The sequence below is a fragment of the Bacillus xiamenensis genome, assembly GCF_001857925.1.
Lineage (GTDB): Bacteria > Bacillota > Bacilli > Bacillales > Bacillaceae > Bacillus > Bacillus xiamenensis.
Genome location: NZ_CP017786.1, coordinates 668,403 through 690,594, shown reverse-complemented (window position 1 = coordinate 690,594; position 22,192 = coordinate 668,403). Strand labels below are relative to the sequence as shown.

Here is a 22,192-nt window from a genome sequence, read left to right as displayed (position 1 = left end):
TGTCGTAGGAAGTCAAGACTATTTCTTCTGGTATTCGATCCTTATAATAGTAAGTAGATAAAAATTCGGATCACGATAGGATACATACAGGAGGAACAAATGAAAAAACAATGGATCACAGCTGCAAGTGCAGTTCTACTTGGAACGACATTATTTGCCGGAGCTGCTTCAGCACAATCAGTAAAGGTTCAAAAAGGTGACTCTCTTTCTGTTCTAGCGAAAAGATATAAAACAACGGTGAGCAAGATTAAATCAGACAACAAGCTGAAATCTGACATGATTTATGTTGGACAAACGTTAAAAATCAATGGAACTTCCTCGAAAACAACAACGAACACAACAACCAAAGTAAAAGCGGCTTCAGCGACAACCACTCATACAGTTGTCAAAGGTGATACATTATCTAAAATTGGCAAAAAGTATGGAATGACAGTGAAAGAGCTGAAATCGGTCAATAAACTCAAAACAGATCTCATTAAAATTGGACAAAAGCTGAAAGTGAAGCAGACGTCTAAAGTCAACACAGCACCTGTCAAAGAAAAAACAGTAGCTACATCGTCTTTAAATGTGTCTAAACTCGTAGCAGATGCTAAAGCACAAAGCGGCACACCTTATAAATGGGGTGGAACGACGCCTAAGGGTTTTGATTGCAGCGGTTTTATGTGGTATATCATTAATAAACAAACAAAGATTTCAAGACAAACCACTGAAGGTTTTTGGGCATCGATGAAAAGCGTCTCAACACCAAATGTTGGAGATTTTGTGTTCTTCACAACATATAAGTCTGGTCCATCTCACATGGGTGTCTATATTGGGAACAACAAGTTTATCCATGCTGCCTCTGACGGTGTAACGATCAGTGATATGAGTTCAAGCTATTGGAAGCCAATTTATCTTGGCGCGAAAACATTTGTAAACTAATTGATTCTAAGAGGCTGCTCATCTGGCAGTCTCTTTTTTCATATATTATTCTTGCTGCCGAACTGGACCTTTATCATAGTTCGCTATCAGCCTAAAGGCTCTAAAATAGTACAAGTGAGGACATGTGATCAAAAGAAGGGGCTTATTTTTGTTTAATAATAAGTATGCTAAAAAAATATAATTTTGAATGTTATATCATAAATAAATGAGGACAAGCTGTGTATTGAATAAAGAATGAAGAAAATCTAACCCATTTATTGACAATTGAAATTGTTGATATACAAGAATTTTCGCTCTATTTCGTAAAAAAGTGTTTTCATTTTTTAATTTTCATATATAATAATTTTACGCCACTAATTTATAGCGCTAAATTTAATCTAAATATTCAGAAAATAATGTTAATTATGAAGTCGTGGTGTCTTTAGACTGATACTAAGTTTTGGGAGTGATGGTATGAGCAATTCGTTGTTTAGAAAGAAGAGCATTTCAGAGCTAATTGCGGCAACACAAGGGGAAAAAGCGTTAAAAAAGGAATTAGGTTCATTTGATTTAACGATGCTGGGCATTGGAGCGATCATTGGAACTGGGATATTTGTTCTGACAGGTACAGGCGCCGTTACAGCGGGACCAGGCCTTGTTTTATCATTTGTGATCGCAGGCCTTGCTTGTTTGTTTGCGGCACTGTCTTATGCGGAATTTGCGTCCACAGTGCCAGTGTCAGGATCTGTGTATACATTTACGTACGCATCTATGGGAGAATTCTTAGCGTTTATCATTGGCTGGGATTTGATATTAGAATACATGCTGGCCGCTAGTGCTGTTTCAGCAGGCTGGTCAGGCTATTTTGTGTCATTTTTAAATGGGATAGGTATTCATATACCGGTTGAGTTAACAGCAGCACCAGGTGGTTTGAAGGGGCAAGTGACATATTTTAATCTTCCTGCATTTATTATTTTAATGATCATCACCTTCTTGCTGTATTTCGGTATTAAAGAATCAAAACGAGTCAATAACGTCATGGTGATTATGAAGATTGCGGTCATTTTACTCTTTATTTTAGTCGCTGTGAAATATGTAAAACCTGAAAACTGGACACCATTCGTTCCATTTGGAACATCCGGCGTCTTAAGTGCAGCAGCCCTCGTATTCTTTGCGTTTATTGGGTTTGATGCAGTTGCTTCTGCGGCAGAGGAGACAAAAAATCCATCACGAAACTTGCCAAGAGGGATCATTTCTTCTCTATTAATTTGTACGGTTTTGTATGTCATTGTCAGTGCGATCATGACGGGTATTGTACCATTCATGGACTTTGAAGGGGTATCACATCCAGTATCACTTGTACTGCAAGTGGCGGGACAAAACTGGGTAGCAGGCATTGTGGATGTTGGAGCTATTTTAGGGATGACCACGGTCATGCTTGTCATGCTGTACGGCCAAACACGTGTCATGTTTGCCATGTCTCGTGACGGTTTGGTACCAAAGGTTCTTTCAAAGGTTCACCCAAAGCATAAAACACCGTATATCAATACACTTTTCTTCGGTACATTGTCAGCACTAATGGGAGGATTTATTCCACTTGATGAGCTGGCAAGCCTAGTGAACATCGGAACACTGTCAGCATTCATTTTGATTTCAGTTGCTGTTATTGTCATGAGAAAAACACAGCCTGATTTACCGAGAGCATTCAGATGCCCAGCGGTTCCGCTTATTCCAATCTTAGCGATTTTATCTTGCGGCCTGCTTATTTATAAACTTGGGACGATCACATTTGTTCGATTCTTAATCTGGCTTGCCATTGGGCTTGTTGTCTATTTCTTATATTCAAGAAAGAACTCCGAATTAAACAAAAAATAAAGAGAAAAAAAGCCAGCCATACTTGGTGCAGTCAAGTATGGCTGGCTTTTCGTTTTGTAGGTTATTAGAAACCTAATTGTAGATCGACATCAATGGAAACAATGGCATAGACACAAACGATGACAAAAATATTCAGAACGACGCCTAGGAGACCTGGGCCTGTGCGGCCTTTTTTAATGAACAGCTCGATCACACCGAATGGAACTGCGGCCATTGCAAAAGGAAGCATCTGAAACGAATAAAAGGTCACATTGCTAATAATGGCGAGGTTCAGCATGAGCAGGGATAAAATAGCGGTGCCGACAGAAATCCAGCCAAACACATTATGCTCTTTAAAAATTCTTACCAATTCCATAATTCCACCTCGCTCACTTTTGCCGATTTAATGCGTTTTGTCTTCACGAATTTCTCAATTTCCTTAGAAGGACCAGTGACAACAGATCCATACACTGTAACACCATTTTGATTGATATAGCGTATTCGGTTAGAGAGATCAAGTTCAGGTCTGCCAGAGATTATTTTTGCCCACTCTGGATGCTGATTCACATAGGCGAGGGCATCTTTGAATTGATCTACCTCTGTTTTTGATGTGTGCTGGAGCTCTTTTAAAAATTCAGAGTCTTTCCCAGGAAAACCGATTGGCCGCTGATTTCCACTTAATGAATCTTCTGTTTTCACCGCATTCCAGAGCACTTTCATATCGTATTTTTTAGCAAAGGAATACACTTCCTTTGGTGTGTAAGCCTTGTCATAGGATACATACACTTCACTCACGGTTCCTTCAGGCAGCTTGTCTAAAGTGGTGAGTACTTGTTTTTTTGATGCATCTGCCTGCGTAGAAGGGTGGGTAAAGAAATCCTCTGTATTGCGTGCACTATCACCATAAAAAGAGATGGTCGGCTTCTTTAATTTATCGAAAAACATTTCAATTTGTTCACTGCCGATGGCTTTTGTCTTGTTCCCAATTTGTTTTTGCAGCTTAAGCTCTGTGTTCATACCAAACAGCTTAACCTGGCCTTTTAAATCTTTCATATCAATGGCGACGTTTGGTTTGGTCAAAGCGACTGTCACAGCGGCTGTTTCCATAAAATGATTGCCTTTGCTTTCTGCTCCGCCAACGCCGTAGTAAAGATAACTTCCTAGTGTACAAAGCGGTAAAATAATGAGTGTAGATATGACAGCAAGTACGGAAATGCGTAAATATGACTTTCTTTTTCCGTATTGTAAAATGGCTTTTTGCTTTTCAGGACTGATAGAGAAGTCTGTCCAATTTGAGTCATTCAGTTCCTGGCTTAAGCGTTTTTCGTTTTCTTCAAGCTCTTCTTCAAACGCCATCATTTCTTCCTCATTCATCTCGCCATTATTATATTGTTCCCATCGCTTGTTAAACTCTTCATTCATCATTAACACCTCTGTTATATAGTGCTTTTAGGCGCTGCCTTGCACGAAATAAAACACTTTTAAAATTTGCTTCAGTAATATTCATGACCTTGGATGCTTCCTTGTAATTCAGTTCTTTTAAATAATACAATGTCAACGCTTCCTTGTAGTTATCTGGAAGCTGCTCCAAATACATCGTGAGGACTTCTTTTATTTCAATTTGTTCAGCAGGGCTTTGTACAGACGTTTGTAAAAGGCCGCCAATTAGATCATCCGATATGGTCACTTCTTTTTTATGTTTCCTGACATAATCAATAAAAGCATTTCGTGCCACCTGAAATAACCAAGGTTTCACTTTGCTATGGTCATAGGAATGAATATGTATATAAGCACGCATAAAGGTTTCCTGCAATAAGTCTTCTGCCAAATGTTTGTCTTTTGTCATGGAGAGCAGAAACCTGTAAACATCGTTCATATACAGTTGATAAATTTCATCGATCGTCACTGATTTTTCTCCCCTCTATGTTATACACGCATAAGAAAGGCATAAAGTTGCACGAAACTTCTCATAGACCGTACATTACTCATCTCTTTCGCCGAATCAAAATCATTTCTCCTTATCATAGCGAAATTTGCAACATTTATAAAGTATTTTCAGTAGAACAAATCAGGAAAAAAACTCGAAAAACGACAAATTTGGACACAACTCCTATTTTATTCTCTCCTAAATCACAAGCCTGAACACAGAAGGAGTGATGATTTCAAACAAAAAAGATGATGTCAGTAGACAGACTCCATTTTATCAGCATGATGAAATTTTTAGTACCAGGTAATAAAAAATTTGTTATAATAGAGACAAATCCTTCATTCTTCAAACAAAGGAAGTGCACTATGTATAAATTTTCAGGCTATACCATCAAAGCATTATTTGCTCTCCGAGGCGGAATCAAAGTATATCAAAAAGAGAATCTGCCAACGGATCGGGGATTTGTCATTGCTTGTACGCATGAGGGTTTTGTGGATGTTCTTGCATTAGGCGCAGGAATTCTCCCGTTTGAGATCCACTACATGGCGAAAAAAGAACTGTTTGCAAATAAATGGATCGGCGGATTTTTAAAGAGAATTCATGCCTTTCCAGTTGATCGAGAGAATCCTGGGCCAAGCAGTATTAAAACGCCCATTAAATTATTAAAAGAGGGAAAGATCGTTGGAATTTTTCCAAGCGGAACTCGTACAACTGAAGATGTTCCTTTAAAAAGAGGGGCGGTCACCATTGCACAACTCGGCAAATCACCAATCGTTCCGGCCGCGTACAAAGGGCCATCAAATGCGAAAAGCCTTTTCAAAAAGGGGAAAATGCGTTTAATCATCGGTGAACCGATTGAGCTGTCTGAATTTGACCATCTGCCACCAAAAGAAAGATTAGGTGCGATGACGGAAGTACTAAACACAAGAATCAAAGAACTTGAAGCCCAGTTAATAGAAAAGGGATAAAGAAAACGACCGCTTGCTAAGGCAAGGGTCGTCTTTTTCTTACGAAGCGCCTTCTTCAGCTGCTTCTAATAATTGTTCGTTTAGCTTTTTGACTTCGATGTAGGCCACATGGTGTCCATCGACTTCATTGATAATAAATTCATAGCCTTGTTCTCGAATGGTGTCATTTTTCTCGACTTCATATTTTTGTGTAAGGAACCAGCCGCCGATCGTGTCGACTTCTTCGTTATCAAGCTGCGTTCCTAATAGCAGGTTGACTTGATCCACAAGGACTTTTCCATCAAAGATGTAATGGTCTTCTCCAAGCTTACGCACTTCATTGATTTCATCAATATCGAATTCATCACGAATTTCGCCGACGATTTCTTCAAGGATGTCTTCAACTGTCACAAGCCCTGCTGTACCGCCATATTCATCTGATAAAATGGCCATGTGTACACGCTCACGCTGCATTTTCAGCAGTAGATCATGAACAGGAACCGTTTCAATCACATGAATAATCGGGTTCACAAAATTTTCGATCGTATCACTTGTCGAACATTCACCACTAATACACGCAGTGAGTACCTCTTTAATATTCACAACACCGATAATATTGTCTTTATCGCCGTCTTCAATTGGATAACGTGTATATTTCTCGACCTTGGTCACTTTCAGCATTTCCTCAATCGTAATATCGTGCGGGAAGCTGACAACTTCGGTACGAGGAATCATAATTTCTTTTGCCAGACGATCATCAAATTCGAAAATTTTATTCACATATTTGAATTCAGACTGGTTAATCTCGCCGCTCTTATAGCTCTCTGATAAAATAATCCGCAATTCTTCTTCAGAGTGCGCCATGTCATGCTCAGAAACTTGCTGAAGACCGAACGCTTTCGTTAATAAACGAGCAGATCCATTTAATACCCAAATAAACGGGAACATCACTTTATAAAATACCATGAGCGGTCTAGCAAAAAGAAGAGATACTTGCTCAGCCTTTTGAATGGCGAGTGTTTTTGGTGCGAGCTCTCCAACCACAACGTGTAAAAACGTCATGATACTAAACGCAATAATAAAAGTGACAATATGACTGGCTGATTGAGGAATTGACAGCTCTGTAAAAAGTGGTGCAAGCATATGTGCAATCGTTTCTTCCCCTAACCAACCAATACCAAGGGCAGTAATGGTAATACCAAGCTGACAAGCCGATAAGTACTCATCAAGATGAGTGGTGACGTGCTTGACAGCAACTGCTGTTTTATTGCCTTCTGCGATTAATTGATCAATTCTTGAGCTTCTTAAGCGAATGATCGCAAACTCTGATGCAACGAAAAATGCGGTTAAAGCTATAAGTAAAGCAACTATGAGTAAATTCACTATGTCCAATTAAGGCCTTCGTTCTGACTTTGAGAACGAAGGTAACACCTCCTGTTTAGTAAAAATTTTAACTTAACAGCAGTAAAAATGATTGGACAGCCGTCATTTTTTCAGGAGTAAGCTGCTCTTTTAGTTTTTCACGTTGTTCTGGCTGAAGCTGCTTACAACGTGCCAAAATGCGGTCCATATGCTCATTCATCCGATCGATATCAGAGGTTAAATGGACAAGTTCATCAGGATCTTCCTTTTGAGAAGGAAATTGTTCATCTAATCTGGATTTGATGTCAGAAAGAGCCAATCTCTGCTGTTTGCAAAGAACGATTAATTGTAATCGTTTTAAAGCATGTTCATCGTAATAACGATAATTAGAGCAAGATCTAACAGGCGCAAGCAACCCTAGATTGGTATAATAATCTACAGTGCGTTTTGTCACCTGTGCAATCTGTGCTAGTTCACCAATACGATACTTTTTCTCAGCCCCATCTGAACATCTCCTCCTAACCGTCACGTTATAGTTTATGAAAATAGTTTAATATAATTCGAGTCTGAAATACAAGTTAATTGTTCATATTTACTACCAATATGGAGAAACAGAGGGCATTTCCCTCAATTTAGGTGATCATGTCTAAAATAACAGGGTGATGCAGGAATTTTCAGATTATTTATGGTAAGATAAAATGAATACCGTTTCATATATATGTAGAGAGACGGATTTTACGTGAACCGGAGGTGGTTAAATGGGGCCCTCAATGTAGTCTTATTTAATCAGTTAACCGTTTTGCAAAAGACAACATCATCAATCAGGAGGTGACTCCTTGTTCTTCTAAGAAAGAGCAAGGTTAAATGGACGATATTGTTAATCTGAGTATAGTCGGTGTTTTGATTGCTTTAACAGCTTTCTTTGTTGCATCTGAGTTTGCCATTGTAAAGGTGAGAAGTTCAAGAATTAATCAGCTTGTTGCCGAAGGGTCCAAAAAGGCCATCATGGCGAAAAAGGTGACATCAAGGCTTGATGAATATTTGTCAGCCTGTCAGCTTGGTATTACAGTGACCTCCCTTGGTTTAGGGTGGATCGGTAAGCCGGCAGTAAAAGAACTATTGGTTCGAGGGTTCGGTTTGACAAACATTCCTGATTCAGCAATCAGCCTGATCTCAGCAACACTTGCGTTCTCTATTATTACCTTTTTGCATGTAGTCGTTGGGGAGCTTGCACCAAAAACGCTTGCTATTCAAAAGGCAGAAAAAATGACGCTTTGGCTGTCAGGACCACTGCATGCATTTTATATCCTCATGTTCCCTTTCATTTATGTGTTGAATGGGTCAGCTCGTATCTTAACCAAAATGATGGGCATCGATATGGGTTCTGAAAAAGAACATTCTCATTCAGAAGCGGAATTGAAGATTTTATTATCTGAGAGCTTAAAAAATGGGGAAATCAACTCATCAGAATATCATTATATGAATAAAATATTCGATTTTGATAATCGAATTGCAAGAGAAATCATGATACCGCGAAGAGAGATTTGTGCGATACCAGATGATATGCCATTAGATGATATACTGTCCATCATGACAAAGGAAAAGTATACACGCTTTCCAGTGTTTTCAGGGGATAAAGACCATGTCATTGGCATGCTGAACAAAAAACAGCTCTTTGCAGATATTGTGTATCAAGGAGAAAAAGATCAACTGAAGATTCAAGATTATATTTATCCAGTGATTGAAGTGATTGACACAATTCCCATTCAGGAGCTTCTCGTCAAGATGCAGCGTGATAGAATGCATATGGCGGTCTTAACGGATGAATATGGCGGAACGTCTGGACTTGTCACAACGGAAGATATTTTAGAAGAGATTGTTGGAGACATTCGTGATGAATTCGATGAAGATGAGCAGCCGGTTATTCAAAAAAGAGCCGATCATCATTATATATTAGATGGCAAAGTGAGATTAACAGAAATTCAAGATTTCATCGAGCTTTCTTATGAAGATGATGAAATTGATACAATTGGCGGGCTCATCTTGAAGGAAAATATTGATATCCAAGAAGGACAATCGATTTATCTTGATGATATTCGGATAAAGGTACTGGAAATGGATGGGCGCTATATTAGAAAGATCGATTTAAAGAAAGGCGTCACAGCAGCAGAAAAGGGAAATGCGCTTCCTGAGCTTGATATAAAAGAGCCGCTGTTAGTAAATGAAATGACCTTGAGCGAAAAATAAGCTCAAGGTTTTTTTAGGTATTTAGGCTCTTTTTAGAGAATGTATGTTCGTTTATAATAAGAACAAACGTTCGTTAGGAGGATGGACATGCTTTGGTATGAAACAGCAAGTATCACAGAGAAAAAAACCTCAATGAAACGAATCGAGTTTCATTTGAAAAATTTCAAAAATTATCAGGCAGCAATCTTAAACATTGAAAGGCAGCTTGAAAAAAGAAGTCATCTTCAACAAGATCACATGACAAAGAAAAAATTAGAAGAACAGAAAAACCAGTATGAACTCATTGTTGCTTGTATTGAAACAGCAATGAAAGAATTAGATGAAATAGAGCGGAAGCTCATTGATTACAAATATTTTCGAGATTGGCGTATGGCAAAATGTGCAATCGAAATCGGCTATAGTGAAAAAACATTGTTTTTAATGAAGCGCCAGCTGATGGATCAACTGCTGATCAGCTTAGCCGCCATCACGACGATTTAAAAAAGAAGTTGTCCTAGTGTATCAAACGCAGCAAAGAGGCATAAAGAGCCGATCATCGTCGCAAATAAATAGACAGCGAGCTTGCCTATTTGATGCTGAAGCAGCATGGTTGCAGACTCGATACTAAAAGTAGAGAATGTTGTAAAACCACCGAAAAAACCGGTTCCAATGATCACAAGCAGCGGGTGATTGGATGTCACTGCGCCTGTCAGAAAACCTAAACCAGCTGCACCTAATAAATTGATCAAAAGAATACTGTACGGGAAACGGGCATGGGATTGGGTTTTTTGTAGCATTTGACTGATGAAGAAACGAAAGACACTGCCAATCCCTCCAGCCACAGCTGTATAAAGAACAATCATTTATTTGCTTCCTTTCTGCTGTTTATTTTGATGAAAGAGCCGTTGAGCGGTCAAAAGTCCAGCTAAAGCAGCAGCTACTCCAGCAATCACCGAGAGCAGGATGTACATCATACTGATATTGACCTGTCCAGCTTGTAATAGGAGAACTGCCTCTTTAGAAAAGGTGGACATTGTTGTAAACCCACCGCAAAATCCTGTTCCGATCAAAGCGGCAAGATATTTTTTTCCCTTCTGAAATAGAAAGTATCCTGTTGCAAAACCAAGAAGCAGACTGCCCGATATGTTTTCGATCATCGTTGCATAGGGGAATGTTTGGCTGACAACGGTTTGGCTGAGTTCATATCTGCAAAGTGTACCAAGCAGTCCACCGATAAAAACCGCGAAATAAGTTTTCATGTAGATCATTTCTCCTTTTGGAAAAATAGCGGGTGATCCGTTACCACGCCATCAATTGGGTATTTTTTAATCCGATCTGCTGTTTTTTGATCTTTCACTGTCCATATAAATACATCCATCCCGAATGAGTGAATACGATCTATCCAGCAGCGGTTCATCATCGTTTTCTTCATATTCAAACAATCCGCAAAGGAGCTGTATACGGCTAAACTGCTTTTGGCCATTTTTAACATAGAAGGCTTAATGATAAAAGCAGTTCGTAGAGAAGGCGCATAAGCTTTCATTCTTTGAAGGGCAGTCTCATCAAAAGATTGAACCATGATATGACGGGAATAGGCAAACTTGTTGATGATGTCGGCAACGGCTTTTTCAATCCCAATTTGCCGTTTAGGGTGCTTCAGTTCAATCAGTATTCCAATACGTTTGCTGTATCTCTCAAGAATATCTTGTAAGGTTGGAATTCGTTCGTTTCCGTACGAATGACCAAACCAGCTTCCTGCATCCAGCTTTTTCAGCTGATCAAGTGTATAACCTTTAACCAAACCGCTTCCGTTCGTTGTTCGATCAACGGTATCATCATGGATCACGACGACGTGCTGATCCATTGTCATCTGTACGTCTAACTCAATATAATCTGCTCTCTGCTTAACAGCTAAATCAAACGCAGCGATTGTATTTTCTGGGGCAGCGCTTGATGATCCTCTATGGGCGATAATATACACTTGCTCCAGCTCCCTGACATAAGTTCTGGTCTTATCATATCAAATGCTTTGTCGGTTTTCCTTCTTTACTATATGGAAAGGGAGAGCGCCGTATGTAATGATGAAATCGCATGTACTGGGAGTGCATGATTGTAGGAATATGAAAAGTTAAAGGAATAGCCCAAGCTATGTTTGAGTAAACCTGAATTACATCAATTTTTCTTCGCTCAATTTTGTCCAAATCGTCAGCGTTCGTCAAAATATTAGTACTTTCGTCATATTGACTGAAAATTCTGATGTTTTATAATGATGAAAAGGAGGCGAGATGATTGGGTAAAGGGAGAATTAGAGTGGAAGAACGTATTAAGGTCGAAACGGATGCTGAAATGTTTAAAGCGACTCTCCTGGATCAGGCTCAGAAGAAAAAGTAGTTTGTTGCCCGTCGATATGTCTCTAGCCAAAATTTCATAATTGAACATCATGCCTCGGGATACGTCCCGAGGCTTTTTATATAGAGGTCAGACATTTAAGAGAGGACATAAACGAAGGTTATATTATAAAATAGAGAGGATTGTTTTAAAGGAGAGAGACAGACATGTTTACACAAAAATGGATGGATACATATTTTACAGTAGATATTGCGATCCAAATTGGCATTAGCCTTTGTATTTTATTGCTTTTTTTATTGCTTCGAAAAGTATTTACGAAATACTTGTTTCACCTTCTTTTTAAGCTGACAAATCGGTCAAAAACCGAAGTCATTAATCAAATTGTGGTGGCATTCGAAAAACCTGCCAGACTGTTTTTTGTGGCACTAGGTCTATATTTTGCGTTAAGACAGGCACCATACTTTGAGCATCACATGGATGTCATTGTCAAATTATATAGATCCTCTATTATATTGATGCTGACGTGGGGGCTTTGTAACTTAACCGCTGCTTCTTCTTTCTTATTTCAAAAAGTAAATTCAAAATTTGAATTAGAGATGGATGATATTTTAGCGCCATTTTTATCAAAGGTTCTTCGCTTCATTATTATCGCACTGAGTATTAGCATCATTGCACAGGAGTTTAATTATGATGTGAATGGACTTGTGGCAGGACTTGGTCTAGGTGGTCTGGCTTTTGCGCTCGCTGCGCAGGATACAGTGGCGAACTTTTTTGGAGGAATTGTCATCATTACAGAGAAGCCTTTTACGATGGGCGATTTTGTAGAGACCCCAAGTGTACTTGGGACTGTAGAAGACATTACGTTTCGAAGTACAAAGTTTAGAACACCTGCTGAAGCGGTGGTGACCGTTCCAAATTCCACCCTTTCAAAGGAGCCAATCACAAACTGGACGAGAATGAATAAACGACAAATTACGTTCTCCGTTCGTGTGTCCTACAATACACCAAAGGAAAACATTGATAAGTGCATCAAACGTCTAAAACAAATGCTGTATGAACATGATGGGGTTCATAAGGAAACGATTATGGTGAATCTCGATGTATTGGCAGACAGCTATTTGAACTTATTCTTCAACTTTTACACAAACACAACAGCTTGGTCTGAAAACCTCGATATTAGGCAGGATATTAACTATCGCATCATTGATATTTTCCACGAAGAAGGAGTGGAATTTGCATTCCCTGGTCAGACCATTTATATGAAACAAAAAGGTGAGAAACAGCAGGGTGAATAAAGGAGGAAGTGTGTTTGGATCAAACAAAGGTGGCAGCATTAAAAGAGAGGCTAGCGCAAGCTTCACATATTATGGTCCTTTCAGGTGCTGGGATGAGCACAGAATCGGGAATTCCTGATTTTAGATCAACAGGAGGGCTATGGACAGAAGATACTTCTCGTATGGAAGCGATGAGCCGCTCCTACTTTTTATCGCACCCTCATCAATTCTGGCCTAAATTCAAGGATTTGTTTCAAATGAAAATGAGTGGAGAGTACGAGCCAAACGCTGGACATGCTTTTTTAGCCGACTTAGAGAAGCAGGGGAAGCATGTGGACATTTTCACTCAAAATATTGATGGCCTGCATAAAAAGGCGGGAAGCCAGCATGTTTATGAACTGCATGGTTCCATTCAAACGGCCACTTGTCCCTCTTGCAGAACAACATACGAGCTGCCTTATTTATTAAAAGAAGAGGTGCCGGTTTGTCAAAGGGTCTCCTCAGGCGGCCGCACGTGTGGACGTGTGCTCAAAACAGATGTCGTCCTTTTTGGAGATAGGGTGAAGCATTTTGATCAGGTGGAGAGGTCGCTTCAGCAAGCGGACATGCTGCTAGTCATGGGCACTTCCCTAGAAGTGGCGCCAGCACGATATATTCCAGAAGATGCAGCCCATCATCCTTCCATCTTCAAGGTCATGATGAATTTGAGTGAAACGGAATACGATTCACTGTTTGATCTTGTCTTTCACGAACGGATTGGTGATCTTGTGAAGGCTTTATAAACTATTGAAGAACCCGCATCCAAATGATGCGGGTTCTTCTTTATTGTTGCAGAGGCTTCATGGTTTCATCAAGGACTTCAAATGTATAGCCCTTCGCTTTTAGCCGTGTGATCAGATTGTTTAAGTATTTTGCTGTAGCTGGTTGATCATGCATTAAAATGATCTTCGGTTCTTTTGGGTATTTTGTTTCTAACACTTGCAGTTGATTTAATATTTCTTGTACATATTTTGAGCTTTTATATTTCCAGTCAAGACTATCAATAGTCCAGTCCCAGTAGATAAAGCCTTTTTGTTTTAATCGTGTTTTTTGCTGATCTGTTAAATTTGGAACACTGCCATATGGTGTTCTCACAAGATGTGTGTACTCGCCTGTGACAGAAGCCAAAATGCGCTGATCTTCTTTCATCTCATTTACGGGAGAATCACTTTTTTGATAAAAGCGTTTCACATCATGCGTGATGCCATGAAGCCCTAATTGATGCCCTTCTTGATGGAGTCTTTTCACAGCTGCTGGGTGTTCTTTGATCTGCGGTCCAAGCATAAAGAATGTGGCCTTCACCTTCTGCGCCTTTAGTACATCTAATAGCTGATTTGATGTCGTAGAAGGACCATCATCAAAGGTTAAAAAGATCGTTTGATCCGTTACATGTTTGTTTGGATTGATCTTAAAATGTGCATCTAATGTTTTCGTAGAATCATCTTTTGCTTTCAGACTGGTGCTTGTGTCTCGAAATGAACTGCTCGCAGACATTTCATCCGGCTGATCTGCTGCCTGCATATTGGTTTTGGACATATCCCAAATGAAAAAAAGGATCAATGTCAGAATCATCAACCCAATAGCCTTTGAGAGCAGCAGCGTGTTTGAAGGTGTCTGTTTTTTTGTAACCTGTTGCATGACAATCGCTCCAATAAATCAAAAATTTTGTGTCGAATCATGTAGTGGATTCTGTCTTTTTTCGCTGTTTTTTGTCGTGTTTATATGGAGTAAGTATACAGGAAAAAAGAACCTATGAATATAGAAGATGCTAAAAAATTGGAATCTTTTTGGTTATGAATCTATATTTGTTACAATAGGAGGTTATCGATTCATTTTCATATGAAATAATTCTGAATAATCATTGAAACGTTTACATTTATCGGCTAAGATAGCATCAGACTCAACCATAAAGCAAAGCGAAGGGGAGATTCCATATGAAAGTATTGTACAATGGAGATTTCATTGAAAAAAAAGATGCACATGTTGATATTGAAGACAGGGGCTACCAATTTGGTGACGGAGTCTATGAGGTCATCCGTGTATACAATGGTACTTTGTTTACATTAAAAGAGCATACAGAGCGTCTGTTCAAGAGTGCAAAGGAAATCGGCATTCATCTGCAAGGTACGGTATCAGATATGGAAGAAAAATTAAAAAAGCTAGTCGCTGACAATCAATTAACAGATGGCGGTGTATATATTCAAGTCACGCGAGGCGTCGCACCTCGTAAACATCAATATGGTACGCTCACCCCTCAAATTACGGCATATACATTCCAAGTGAAAAAGCCGGTTCAGGAGCAAACTTCTGGTGCAAAGGCTTTATTGTCAGAGGATCTTCGCTGGTTAAGATGTGATATTAAAAGCTTAAATCTCTTATATAACGTCATGGAAAAGCAAAAAGCATCTGAAGCTGGTGCATTTGAAGCGATTTTAATCAGAGACGGCTTTGTGACAGAGGGGACCTCCTCGAATGTATACGCCGTCATTGATGGCGTGATTCGTACACACCCAGCGAACAATCTGATTTTAAATGGCATTACCCGTCGAAAGCTGCTAGAGGTTTGTGAGGAAGAAGGATGCAGGTTTGAAGAGACCCGTATTAGCAAAGAAGAGCTGTTGCACGCGCAGGAAATTTTCATCAGTTCAACGACTGCTGAAGTCGTTCCGATTGTAGAGATAGATGGTCAACCAGTAGGAGAAGGTGTTCCAGGAGAGATCACGAAACGTGTACAGGAAGGTTTCCAGAAAAAGATTAAGCATGAAAGTGAAGCATCTATTTCCTCGTAAAAGGAGAAAGGCTGTAAACCAATGTTTACAGCCTCAGCGTGTAGACAAACCCTCGCATTCTTTGTCAGTCCTGCGTGCCGGTGCTCACGAATGTCAAATTCGCTCCGCTCCTGTACTCGTCCTTCCTAGACTGCAAAGGTTTTCAGTTCACGCTGAAAAGAAGACAAAGGGCTAAAATAAAGTTCATTTTAGCCTTTTGTGATTTGTTTATTTTACAATAAGCACAGGTATATCTGATTTGGACGATAATTTTTCACTTACACTGCCAAATAGCATTTTTTTTAATCTGCTTTGGTCACGTGCTCCCATGACGATGAGGTCTGCTGATATTTCTTCAGCATATTCGATAATTGCTTCCGCAGGCTCCCCTTCAACAATTTCAATGGTAGCTTCAAACTGCTCTTCATTCAAAAGCATCCTCGCTTCTGCAACGACCTCTTCTGTATGGTCTTCAAAAATCAAGGGACTTTGCTGTTCATCATGAGGTACATACACAGGGGGTGTTTGAAGGTCTGCCATGCCACCTCCGATATAAGCGCCGCCAGTCATTGGGCGCGGTGCATCAAACATCTGTCTGCTGGATTTCCCATCATGGGAATAGACAACGGTCAGCTTGGCATGCAAGGTTTTGGCTAAAGCGATTGCTTTCTTTAATGCTTTCTTACTGTCTTCATGTCCATCAAACGCAACGACCATCCGATCAGCTTGAAACAATGTCCTCATTCCTTTCAAAAGGAGTCTTTACACTCATGGTATACCCGTTATCAGAAAAAGATACACATGAGAGGAATTGTATTTTTGTTAGAAAATTTCATTTATTGAAAAATATTTATTGACAAAATAGTGACAGCCACTATAAGATAAAACAAGATTCAAGAGCCAAAAGGAGGAAATGTCATGTGCAACATTGGAAGAATGAAACCAAACTTCATGAACGGGCTTCACGTGACAATTACACCTTCATTGGTCATTGAAAAGGAACTTGTATGTTCCAATTGATCGGATGAATCAAGGCGTATGTTGCGTATTTGTCAACATACGCCTTTTTATCATGTAAAAAAGAGGCGTACCAGTCAGCTGGTTGCCTCTTTTTTGTTGTTTACATTTCGCATCTCGAAATAAAGAAGTGGAAAGCAGCAATCAAATGAAGAGGAGTGAAAGCATGTGAACATGCCAAAAGCAAGACAAACGATCAAAGATCAAAAAACGAAACAAGGTGACAGCCAGGAAAATATAGAAAGCGGCTAGCTTTAAAAGGAGAGACAAACATGTTTTCAGTATTTGCGAAATTAGGCTGGTTCTTTAAACAAGAGTGGAGGCGGTATACAATCGCCATTACACTGCTGCTCATTGTGAATGTGCTTGAAATGCTGCCACCGAGATATCTAGGTCAGGCAGTGGATGACATTCGTTCTGGTCAATTTACCACATCCAGCATTGTATTTTATGTGACCATTTTTTGCTTACTCGGTGTCCTCGTCTATACGCTCACGTATTTTTGGATGTATCAGTTATTTGGAGGCGCGAATGTCATGGAACGTGTGATGCGCGGAAAACTCATGCATCACTTATTGAAGATGACACCTACTTTTTATGAAAAGAAAAAAACCGGTAACTTAATGGCCTTAGGCACAAATGATTTGAACGCTGTCGCTTTAACGACAGGCTTTGGTGTTCTGACATTGGTTGATTCCACTGCTTATATGCTGATGATCTTTTTTACGATGGGGCTGACGATTAGCTGGAAATTAACTTTCATGGCCATTATTCCGATGCCGCTAATGGCCATTTTGATTGCGTTTTATGGCAGCAAAATTCATGCTCGGTTTACAGTCGCTCAAGATGCATTTGGTGATATGAATGATCGTGTACTGGAATCAGTTGCCGGTGTTCGAGTCATCCGGTCTTTTGTACAGGAAAAACAAGATGTCAATCGCTTTCGCGAAATGACAGAGGATGTATTTCAAAAAAATATGCGAGTGGCGATTATTGATTCATTATTTGAGCCGACAGTGAAATTACTTGTTGGCATTAGTTACTTAATCGGCATCGGCTATGGGGCATATCTTGTGTTTCAAAGTGACCTAACCATTGGTGAACTTGTCGCATTTAACGTCTATCTTGGGATGATGATCTGGCCAATGTTCGCAATCGGTGAACTGATTAATATCATGCAAAGAGGAAATGCCTCATTAGACCGATTGAATCATACACTCAGCTACAAGCCTGATGTAACAGATGCAGCTCAGCCTAAAACGTTACAAGAGCCGGACGATATTCAATTTGAACATGTGACGTTCAGGTATCCAACTTCCTCTAAAGATAATTTAATTGATGTGTCCTTTACTGTGCGAAAAGGACAGACGATTGGCATTACAGGGAAAACTGGAAGCGGTAAAACAACGATTGTTAAACAGCTCCTGCGGCAGTATCCGACAGGTGCTGGAAAAATCCTGCTTTCAGGTGTTCCAATTGAAGACATCGAATTGGATCAGCTGTTCCAATGGATTGGCTATGTTCCACAAGATCATATCCTTTTCTCCAAAAGTGTTGAAGAGAATATGCGTTTTGGTCACATGGAAGCAAGAGAAGATGAATTAGCACAAGCCATCAAAGATGCCTACTTTGAAAAGGATTTACGCTTTTTGCCCGAAGGGTTAGAAACCATGGTTGGGGAAAAAGGTGTGGCGCTGTCAGGCGGACAAAAGCAGCGGATTTCCATTGCTCGCGCGCTATTAATTGATCCTGAGATTTTAATTTTAGATGACTCGTTATCTGCGGTTGATGCGAAAACAGAAACTGCTATTTTAGAGAATTTAAGACAAAACCGTCGTGGAAAAACGACTTTTATTACAACACACCGTCTATCAGCTGTTGAGCATGCGGATCTTATTCTTGTAATGGAGGAAGGACGCATTGTTCAAAAGGGAACCCATCAAGCGCTCATTCAGCAAGATGGATGGTACAAAGAACAGTTTCTGCGTCAGCAGCTGACAAATCAGCTGGAAGGAGGGGATGAGGCATGACAACAGGAAGAAGACTCCTTGCCTACGCACTCCTATATAAGAAAATATTGTCTGTTGCCTTGGTCTTTTTAATCATTGCGGTTGGTGCTGAATTGACGGGACCATTCATCGGGAAGAAAATGATTGATGATCATATTTTAGGTGTAGAAAAACCGTATGTTGAAGTAAATGAAAAAACAGATCAAACCGTTTATTACCAGGGAAATAACTATATACGAAACGATCGCTTAAAGAATGAAAATGAATCTGGAAAGCAAATCAACGTGGTGCAAGTTGGGTTTGGCTACTATGTTGTGAATGAGCCTATTCGTTTTGATGGAAACCGGACGATAACAGGAAATCAACTCACCATTGAAAATGGAAACGAGCGCAAGACCTATGAGGTACAGCGTTTATCAAAAGAAGAAATTTTTGCTTTTTATCAGCCGGAAATCAGTGGTTTGGTGCAGCTTGTTCTATTTTATCTAGGGCTGCTCATCATTGCGATTTTCTTTCAGTATGGGCAGCATTATTTGCTCCAGCGCATTGCCAATCGGATTATCCAAAAGATGCGGGTCGACGTGTTTGAACATATTCAAACATTGCCCATCCGATATTTTGATAATTTACCGGCTGGAAAGGTTGTAGCACGGATTACAAATGACACAGAAACGATCCGTGATTTATATGTGACAGTTCTCGCTAATTTCGTCACAAGTGCCGTTTACATGATTGGCATTTATATCGCCATGTTTTTATTAAATGTGAAACTGGCGCTCATTTGTTTAGTGGCTGTGCCGATCATTTTCCTATGGTCGATGACTTACCGAAAGTTTGCATCAGTATATAATCACCGTATTCGGTCCATCATCAGTGAAATCAACGCTAAGCTAAATGAAGCCATTCAAGGCATGACGATTATTCAAGCATTTCGTCATGAAAAAGCAACGAAAGAAGAATTTGATGAGCTGAATAACAATCACTTTCAATATAAACGAAAGATGCTGCATTTAAATTCACTCCTTTCACATAACCTAGTCAATTTGCTTCGCAATTTAGCGTATGTAGCACTCATTTGGTACTTTGGTGGCGCATCCTTAAGTGCGTCAGGCATTGTGTCCATTGGGGTACTCTATGCGTTTGTTGATTATTTAAATCGATTGTTCCAGCCGATTACAGGCATTGTAAATCAATTTTCTAAATTAGAATTAGCAAGGGTTTCATCTGAAAGGGTTTTTAGATTACTAGATGAACCAGGAACTGAAGTGGAAGAACCTGTGCAGAAGAAAATAGAGGGACACGTTCAGTTTCAGGATGTCACCTTTGCGTATAATGAGGGGAAAAATGTATTAAAGAACATCACCTTTGAAGCGAAAAAAGGTCAAACGGTAGCACTCGTTGGACATACCGGTTCTGGGAAAAGTTCGATTATGAACTTGCTGCTGCGTTTTTATGATATTCAGCAGGGAGACATTCTCATTGATGGAGAAAGCATTTATCAACAGTCGCGCCAAACTTTACGTCAACATATGGGCATTGTTCTACAAGATCCATATTTATTTTCTGGAACAATTGCATCCAATGTCAGCTTAGGGAATGAAGACATTAAACGTGAAACCATTGAAACATCGTTAAAGCAAGTTGGCGCGGCAGAACTATTAAAGCATTTGCCTGAAGGCTTTGATGAACCAGTCGTTGAAAAGGGGAGCACCCTTTCCTCGGGGGAGCGTCAATTGATTTCATTTGCCCGTGCACTGGCATACGACCCAGCAATCTTAATTTTAGATGAAGCGACTGCTAACATCGATACAGAAACAGAAGCCATCATTCAGCGAGCGCTTGATGTGGTCAAAGAAGGGCGAACCACCTTTGTCATTGCACACCGTTTATCCACCATTAAGAAAGCTGACATGATTTTGGTGTTAGAAAAGGGTGAGATCGTCGAGCGGGGAAGCCATGAAGGGCTCATGGAGCAAGGCGGGCTGTATGCACAAATGTACGAATTGCAAAAGGGAGCTGTGGCTAGCAGCTGATAAAAAGAGCCGTCATATGAAGTGCACCCCAAATATTAGACACAGTCTAACATTTGGAGGTGCTTTTCTTTTGGCTAAATTTACAATTGAAGATAAAATCAAAGCGGTAAAACGATACCTTATTGACGGCGAACCCCTGCTTGGAATTGCAAAACAGATTGGCGTGCACAAAAGTATACTTCAATATTGGGTCAGAAAGTATCAATATCATGGCGAAAAAGCTTTTTCAAAGTCATATACAAATTATCCAGTCCAATATAAACTAGACGTACTTGATTATATGAATGAACATGGGACGTCTATCCTGGAAACAGCTGCACTCTTTAATCTGCCTTCTGATACCACGCTTTGGAACTGGAAGCGCATCTTGGAAACACAAGGAGTAGACGCCCTTCAATCTAAGAAAAAGGGGCGTCCGTCTATGAAAAAGAAAACCGGAAAACAAGAAATAACGAAAGGATCAATGGAAGCGTTACAGGCAGAAGTAGAACATTTACGCATGGAAAATGAGTATTTAAAAAAGTTGAATGCCTTAGTTCAAAACAAGGAACAATCACCAAACAAGACAAAGCGCAAGTAGTCTATGATTTAAGGCATCAATATCCGGTGAAATCACTTCTTAAGCTCGCATGTATTCCGCGCAGTACCTGCTATTACTTGATCAAGCATTTAGATCGTCCTGATCAGGATATCGAACTGAAAAAGATGATTCAAACCATTTATCAGGAACATCAAGGACGTTATGGATATCGCCGGATTCGTGATGAACTAATCAACCGAGGACAAAAGGTGAATCACAAAAAAGTCCAGCGCATCATGAAAGCTCTAGGGCTAAAATGCATGGTTCGAGTGAAGAAATATCGTTCATACAGAGGCACAGTGAACAAAATAGCGCCTACTATTTTGGCTCGTCATTTTCAAGCTGATAGGCCAAATGAGAAATGGGTCACAGATATAACGGAGTTCAAATTATTTGGTCAGAAGCTCTATCTTTCGCCCATATTAGATCTATTTAATGGTGAAATCATTACCTATACAGTCGGTTCAAGACCTGTTTATTCTCTCGTCTCAACGATGCTTCATCAGGCGTTCAACCGTTTAGATGAAGAGGAGAAACCAATGATACATTCTGATCAAGGATGGCATTACCAAATGAAGCAATATAGACAAGCCTTAAAAAAGCGTGGGATTACACAGAGTATGTCTCGAAAAGGTAACTGTTACGATAACGCAGTTATCGAGAACTTCTTCGGTATCTTAAAGTCTGAATTTCTATACCTAAAAGAATTTGAGAACGTCGAACACTTCAAGCAAGAACTTGAACAATACATTGACTACTACAATCACACACGTATAAAGACCAAACTAAAAGGCATGAGTCCGATACAATATCGAACTCATGCCTCGAAAGCTGTCTCATAAAAACCCGTGTCTAAATTTAGGGGGTCACTTCAATTCAATGGAATGAGGCTCTTTTTATGGGTTGT

At 39.8% G+C, this 22,192-nt stretch carries 22 protein-coding genes; 12 read left to right on the top strand and 10 right to left on the bottom strand.

From position 1 onward, the window contains the following. Positions 1-99 precede the first annotated feature (99 nt). Together BK049_RS03445 and bcaP are read left to right on the top strand one after the other, a co-directional pair. Entirely contained in the window at positions 100-921 is an 822-nt protein-coding gene (locus BK049_RS03445) for a C40 family peptidase (protein WP_008359873.1), read from the top strand. A 453-nt stretch (positions 922-1,374) separates the two neighbouring features. Continuing rightward, positions 1,375-2,775, top strand: coding sequence for a branched-chain amino acid transporter BcaP (gene bcaP / locus BK049_RS03440; RefSeq protein ID WP_008359871.1), 1,401 nt, complete (start codon positions 1,375-1,377; stop codon positions 2,773-2,775). A 64-nt stretch (positions 2,776-2,839) separates the two neighbouring features. On the opposite strand, the gene BK049_RS03435 is transcribed toward bcaP, so the two are convergent. From BK049_RS03435 to BK049_RS03425, 3 genes are read right to left on the bottom strand one after another with little or no spacing between them, the layout of a single operon-like run. Then, the gene (locus tag BK049_RS03435; RefSeq protein ID WP_008359869.1) at positions 2,840-3,130 is read right to left on the bottom strand and encodes a hypothetical protein; all 291 of its coding nucleotides are present in this window, start codon (positions 3,128-3,130) and stop codon (positions 2,840-2,842) included. Then, entirely contained in the window at positions 3,118-4,176 is a 1,059-nt protein-coding gene (locus tag BK049_RS03430) for an anti-sigma factor (RefSeq protein WP_071167843.1), read from the bottom strand. The genes BK049_RS03435 and BK049_RS03430 overlap by 13 nt, the downstream gene beginning before the upstream one ends. After that, complete coding sequence (locus BK049_RS03425; protein ID WP_008359865.1) at positions 4,169-4,660, bottom strand: sigma-70 family RNA polymerase sigma factor; 492 nt, start codon at positions 4,658-4,660, stop codon at positions 4,169-4,171. Before BK049_RS03425 ends, BK049_RS03430 begins: the two co-directional genes overlap by 8 nt. Positions 4,661-5,046: 386 nt before the next feature. Here BK049_RS03425 and BK049_RS03420 point away from each other — a divergent pair, with 386 nt between their 5' ends. Beyond that, a complete protein-coding gene (locus BK049_RS03420) occupies positions 5,047-5,649 on the top strand; it encodes a lysophospholipid acyltransferase family protein (protein WP_008359863.1) in 603 nt (200 codons plus the stop codon). Between the two features lie 39 nt (positions 5,650-5,688). Here BK049_RS03420 and BK049_RS03415 read toward each other — a convergent pair whose 3' ends face one another. Together BK049_RS03415 and BK049_RS03410 are read right to left on the bottom strand one after the other, a co-directional pair. Next, on the bottom strand, positions 5,689-7,020 hold the full coding sequence (locus BK049_RS03415) for a hemolysin family protein (protein ID WP_008359861.1): 1,332 nt from the start codon (positions 7,018-7,020) through the stop codon (positions 5,689-5,691). A gap of 58 nt (positions 7,021-7,078) precedes the next feature. Continuing rightward, on the bottom strand, positions 7,079-7,519 hold the full coding sequence (locus tag BK049_RS03410) for a MerR family transcriptional regulator (protein WP_008348973.1): 441 nt from the start codon (positions 7,517-7,519) through the stop codon (positions 7,079-7,081). A 335-nt stretch (positions 7,520-7,854) separates the two neighbouring features. On the opposite strand from BK049_RS03410, the gene BK049_RS03405 reads away from it, so the two are divergent. Continuing rightward, positions 7,855-9,237, top strand: a complete 1,383-nt coding sequence (locus tag BK049_RS03405; protein ID WP_071167842.1) for a hemolysin family protein — start codon at positions 7,855-7,857, stop codon at positions 9,235-9,237. An 87-nt stretch (positions 9,238-9,324) separates the two neighbouring features. After that, positions 9,325-9,717: a transcriptional regulator gene (locus BK049_RS03400; protein ID WP_071167841.1), complete on the top strand. Its 393-nt coding sequence runs from the start codon at positions 9,325-9,327 to the stop codon at positions 9,715-9,717. Here the strand turns inward: BK049_RS03400 and crcB are convergent. Genes crcB through BK049_RS03385 form a run of 3 tightly spaced genes read right to left on the bottom strand, consistent with a single transcriptional unit; the run spans position 9,714 to position 11,197 of the window. Then, on the bottom strand, positions 9,714-10,079 hold the full coding sequence (crcB, locus tag BK049_RS03395; RefSeq protein ID WP_008359846.1) for a fluoride efflux transporter CrcB: 366 nt from the start codon (positions 10,077-10,079) through the stop codon (positions 9,714-9,716). The two genes, BK049_RS03400 and crcB, sit on opposite strands and share 4 nt — an antisense overlap. Beyond that, the gene (locus BK049_RS03390) at positions 10,080-10,475 is read right to left on the bottom strand and encodes a fluoride efflux transporter FluC (RefSeq protein WP_008359845.1); all 396 of its coding nucleotides are present in this window, start codon (positions 10,473-10,475) and stop codon (positions 10,080-10,082) included. It abuts the gene before it with no gap. Between the two features lie 5 nt (positions 10,476-10,480). Continuing rightward, positions 10,481-11,197, bottom strand: a complete 717-nt coding sequence (locus BK049_RS03385) for a glycerophosphodiester phosphodiesterase (protein ID WP_008359844.1) — start codon at positions 11,195-11,197, stop codon at positions 10,481-10,483. A 308-nt stretch (positions 11,198-11,505) separates the two neighbouring features. Here BK049_RS03385 and BK049_RS19265 point away from each other — a divergent pair, with 308 nt between their 5' ends. The 3 genes from BK049_RS19265 to BK049_RS03375 all read left to right on the top strand — a co-directional run bounded on the left by BK049_RS19265 (position 11,506) and on the right by BK049_RS03375 (position 13,621). Further along, positions 11,506-11,607 (top strand): YhdX family protein, encoded by a 102-nt coding sequence (locus BK049_RS19265; RefSeq protein WP_008359843.1) that lies wholly within the window; start codon positions 11,506-11,508, stop codon positions 11,605-11,607. A gap of 164 nt (positions 11,608-11,771) precedes the next feature. Then, complete coding sequence (locus tag BK049_RS03380; RefSeq protein WP_008359837.1) at positions 11,772-12,860, top strand: mechanosensitive ion channel family protein; 1,089 nt, start codon at positions 11,772-11,774, stop codon at positions 12,858-12,860. A 29-nt stretch (positions 12,861-12,889) separates the two neighbouring features. Then, positions 12,890-13,621, top strand: coding sequence for an NAD-dependent protein deacylase (locus BK049_RS03375; RefSeq protein ID WP_034739446.1), 732 nt, complete (start codon positions 12,890-12,892; stop codon positions 13,619-13,621). Positions 13,622-13,661: 40 nt separating this feature from the next. Here BK049_RS03375 and BK049_RS03370 read toward each other — a convergent pair whose 3' ends face one another. Next, positions 13,662-14,516: a polysaccharide deacetylase family protein gene (locus BK049_RS03370; protein WP_008359834.1), complete on the bottom strand. Its 855-nt coding sequence runs from the start codon at positions 14,514-14,516 to the stop codon at positions 13,662-13,664. 296 nt (positions 14,517-14,812) lie between these two features. Here BK049_RS03370 and dat point away from each other — a divergent pair, with 296 nt between their 5' ends. Continuing rightward, a complete protein-coding gene (gene dat / locus BK049_RS03365; RefSeq protein ID WP_071167840.1) occupies positions 14,813-15,667 on the top strand; it encodes a D-amino-acid transaminase in 855 nt (284 codons plus the stop codon). Between the two features lie 207 nt (positions 15,668-15,874). Here dat and BK049_RS03360 read toward each other — a convergent pair whose 3' ends face one another. Continuing rightward, the gene (locus BK049_RS03360) at positions 15,875-16,381 is read right to left on the bottom strand and encodes a universal stress protein (protein ID WP_008362069.1); all 507 of its coding nucleotides are present in this window, start codon (positions 16,379-16,381) and stop codon (positions 15,875-15,877) included. A gap of 554 nt (positions 16,382-16,935) precedes the next feature. Here BK049_RS03360 and bmrC point away from each other — a divergent pair. The 3 genes from bmrC (at position 16,936) to BK049_RS18715 (ending at position 22,127) form a co-directional block, all read left to right on the top strand. Further along, positions 16,936-18,693 (top strand): multidrug ABC transporter ATP-binding protein BmrC, encoded by a 1,758-nt coding sequence (gene bmrC, locus BK049_RS03355; protein ID WP_071167839.1) that lies wholly within the window; start codon positions 16,936-16,938, stop codon positions 18,691-18,693. Then, on the top strand, positions 18,690-20,705 hold the full coding sequence (locus BK049_RS03350) for an ABC transporter ATP-binding protein (RefSeq protein ID WP_008362065.1): 2,016 nt from the start codon (positions 18,690-18,692) through the stop codon (positions 20,703-20,705). The genes bmrC and BK049_RS03350 overlap by 4 nt, the downstream gene beginning before the upstream one ends. A 70-nt stretch (positions 20,706-20,775) precedes the next feature. Then, positions 20,776-22,127, top strand: a protein-coding gene (locus BK049_RS18715) for an IS3 family transposase (RefSeq protein ID WP_145939389.1) whose coding sequence is annotated in 2 segments (ribosomal slippage) — positions 20,776-21,220 and positions 21,220-22,127 — 1,353 coding nt in all. Because the reading frame shifts where the segments join, the coding sequence is not laid out codon by codon here. Positions 22,128-22,192: the final 65 nt, after the last annotated feature.

Excerpts from the sequence above, each read along its gene's own strand:
- BK049_RS03405 (WP_071167842.1), top strand. The coding sequence starts at position 7,855 with ATGGACGATATTGTTAATCTGAGTATAGTCGGTGTTTTGATTGCTTTA.
- bcaP (WP_008359871.1), top strand. The coding sequence starts at position 1,375 with ATGAGCAATTCGTTGTTTAGAAAGAAGAGCATTTCAGAGCTAATTGCG.
- BK049_RS03370 (WP_008359834.1), bottom strand. The coding sequence starts at position 14,516 with ATGCAACAGGTTACAAAAAAACAGACACCTTCAAACACGCTGCTGCTC.
- BK049_RS03400 (WP_071167841.1), top strand. The coding sequence starts at position 9,325 with ATGCTTTGGTATGAAACAGCAAGTATCACAGAGAAAAAAACCTCAATG.
- BK049_RS03445 (WP_008359873.1), top strand. The coding sequence starts at position 100 with ATGAAAAAACAATGGATCACAGCTGCAAGTGCAGTTCTACTTGGAACG.
- BK049_RS03390 (WP_008359845.1), bottom strand. The coding sequence starts at position 10,475 with ATGAAAACTTATTTCGCGGTTTTTATCGGTGGACTGCTTGGTACACTT.
- dat (WP_071167840.1), top strand. The coding sequence starts at position 14,813 with ATGAAAGTATTGTACAATGGAGATTTCATTGAAAAAAAAGATGCACAT.
- BK049_RS03420 (WP_008359863.1), top strand. The coding sequence starts at position 5,047 with ATGTATAAATTTTCAGGCTATACCATCAAAGCATTATTTGCTCTCCGA.
- bmrC (WP_071167839.1), top strand. The coding sequence starts at position 16,936 with ATGTTTTCAGTATTTGCGAAATTAGGCTGGTTCTTTAAACAAGAGTGG.
- BK049_RS03430 (WP_071167843.1), bottom strand. The coding sequence starts at position 4,176 with ATGAATGAAGAGTTTAACAAGCGATGGGAACAATATAATAATGGCGAG.
- crcB (WP_008359846.1), bottom strand. The coding sequence starts at position 10,079 with ATGATTGTTCTTTATACAGCTGTGGCTGGAGGGATTGGCAGTGTCTTT.
- BK049_RS03380 (WP_008359837.1), top strand. The coding sequence starts at position 11,772 with ATGTTTACACAAAAATGGATGGATACATATTTTACAGTAGATATTGCG.
- BK049_RS03350 (WP_008362065.1), top strand. The coding sequence starts at position 18,690 with ATGACAACAGGAAGAAGACTCCTTGCCTACGCACTCCTATATAAGAAA.
- BK049_RS03435 (WP_008359869.1), bottom strand. The coding sequence starts at position 3,130 with ATGGAATTGGTAAGAATTTTTAAAGAGCATAATGTGTTTGGCTGGATT.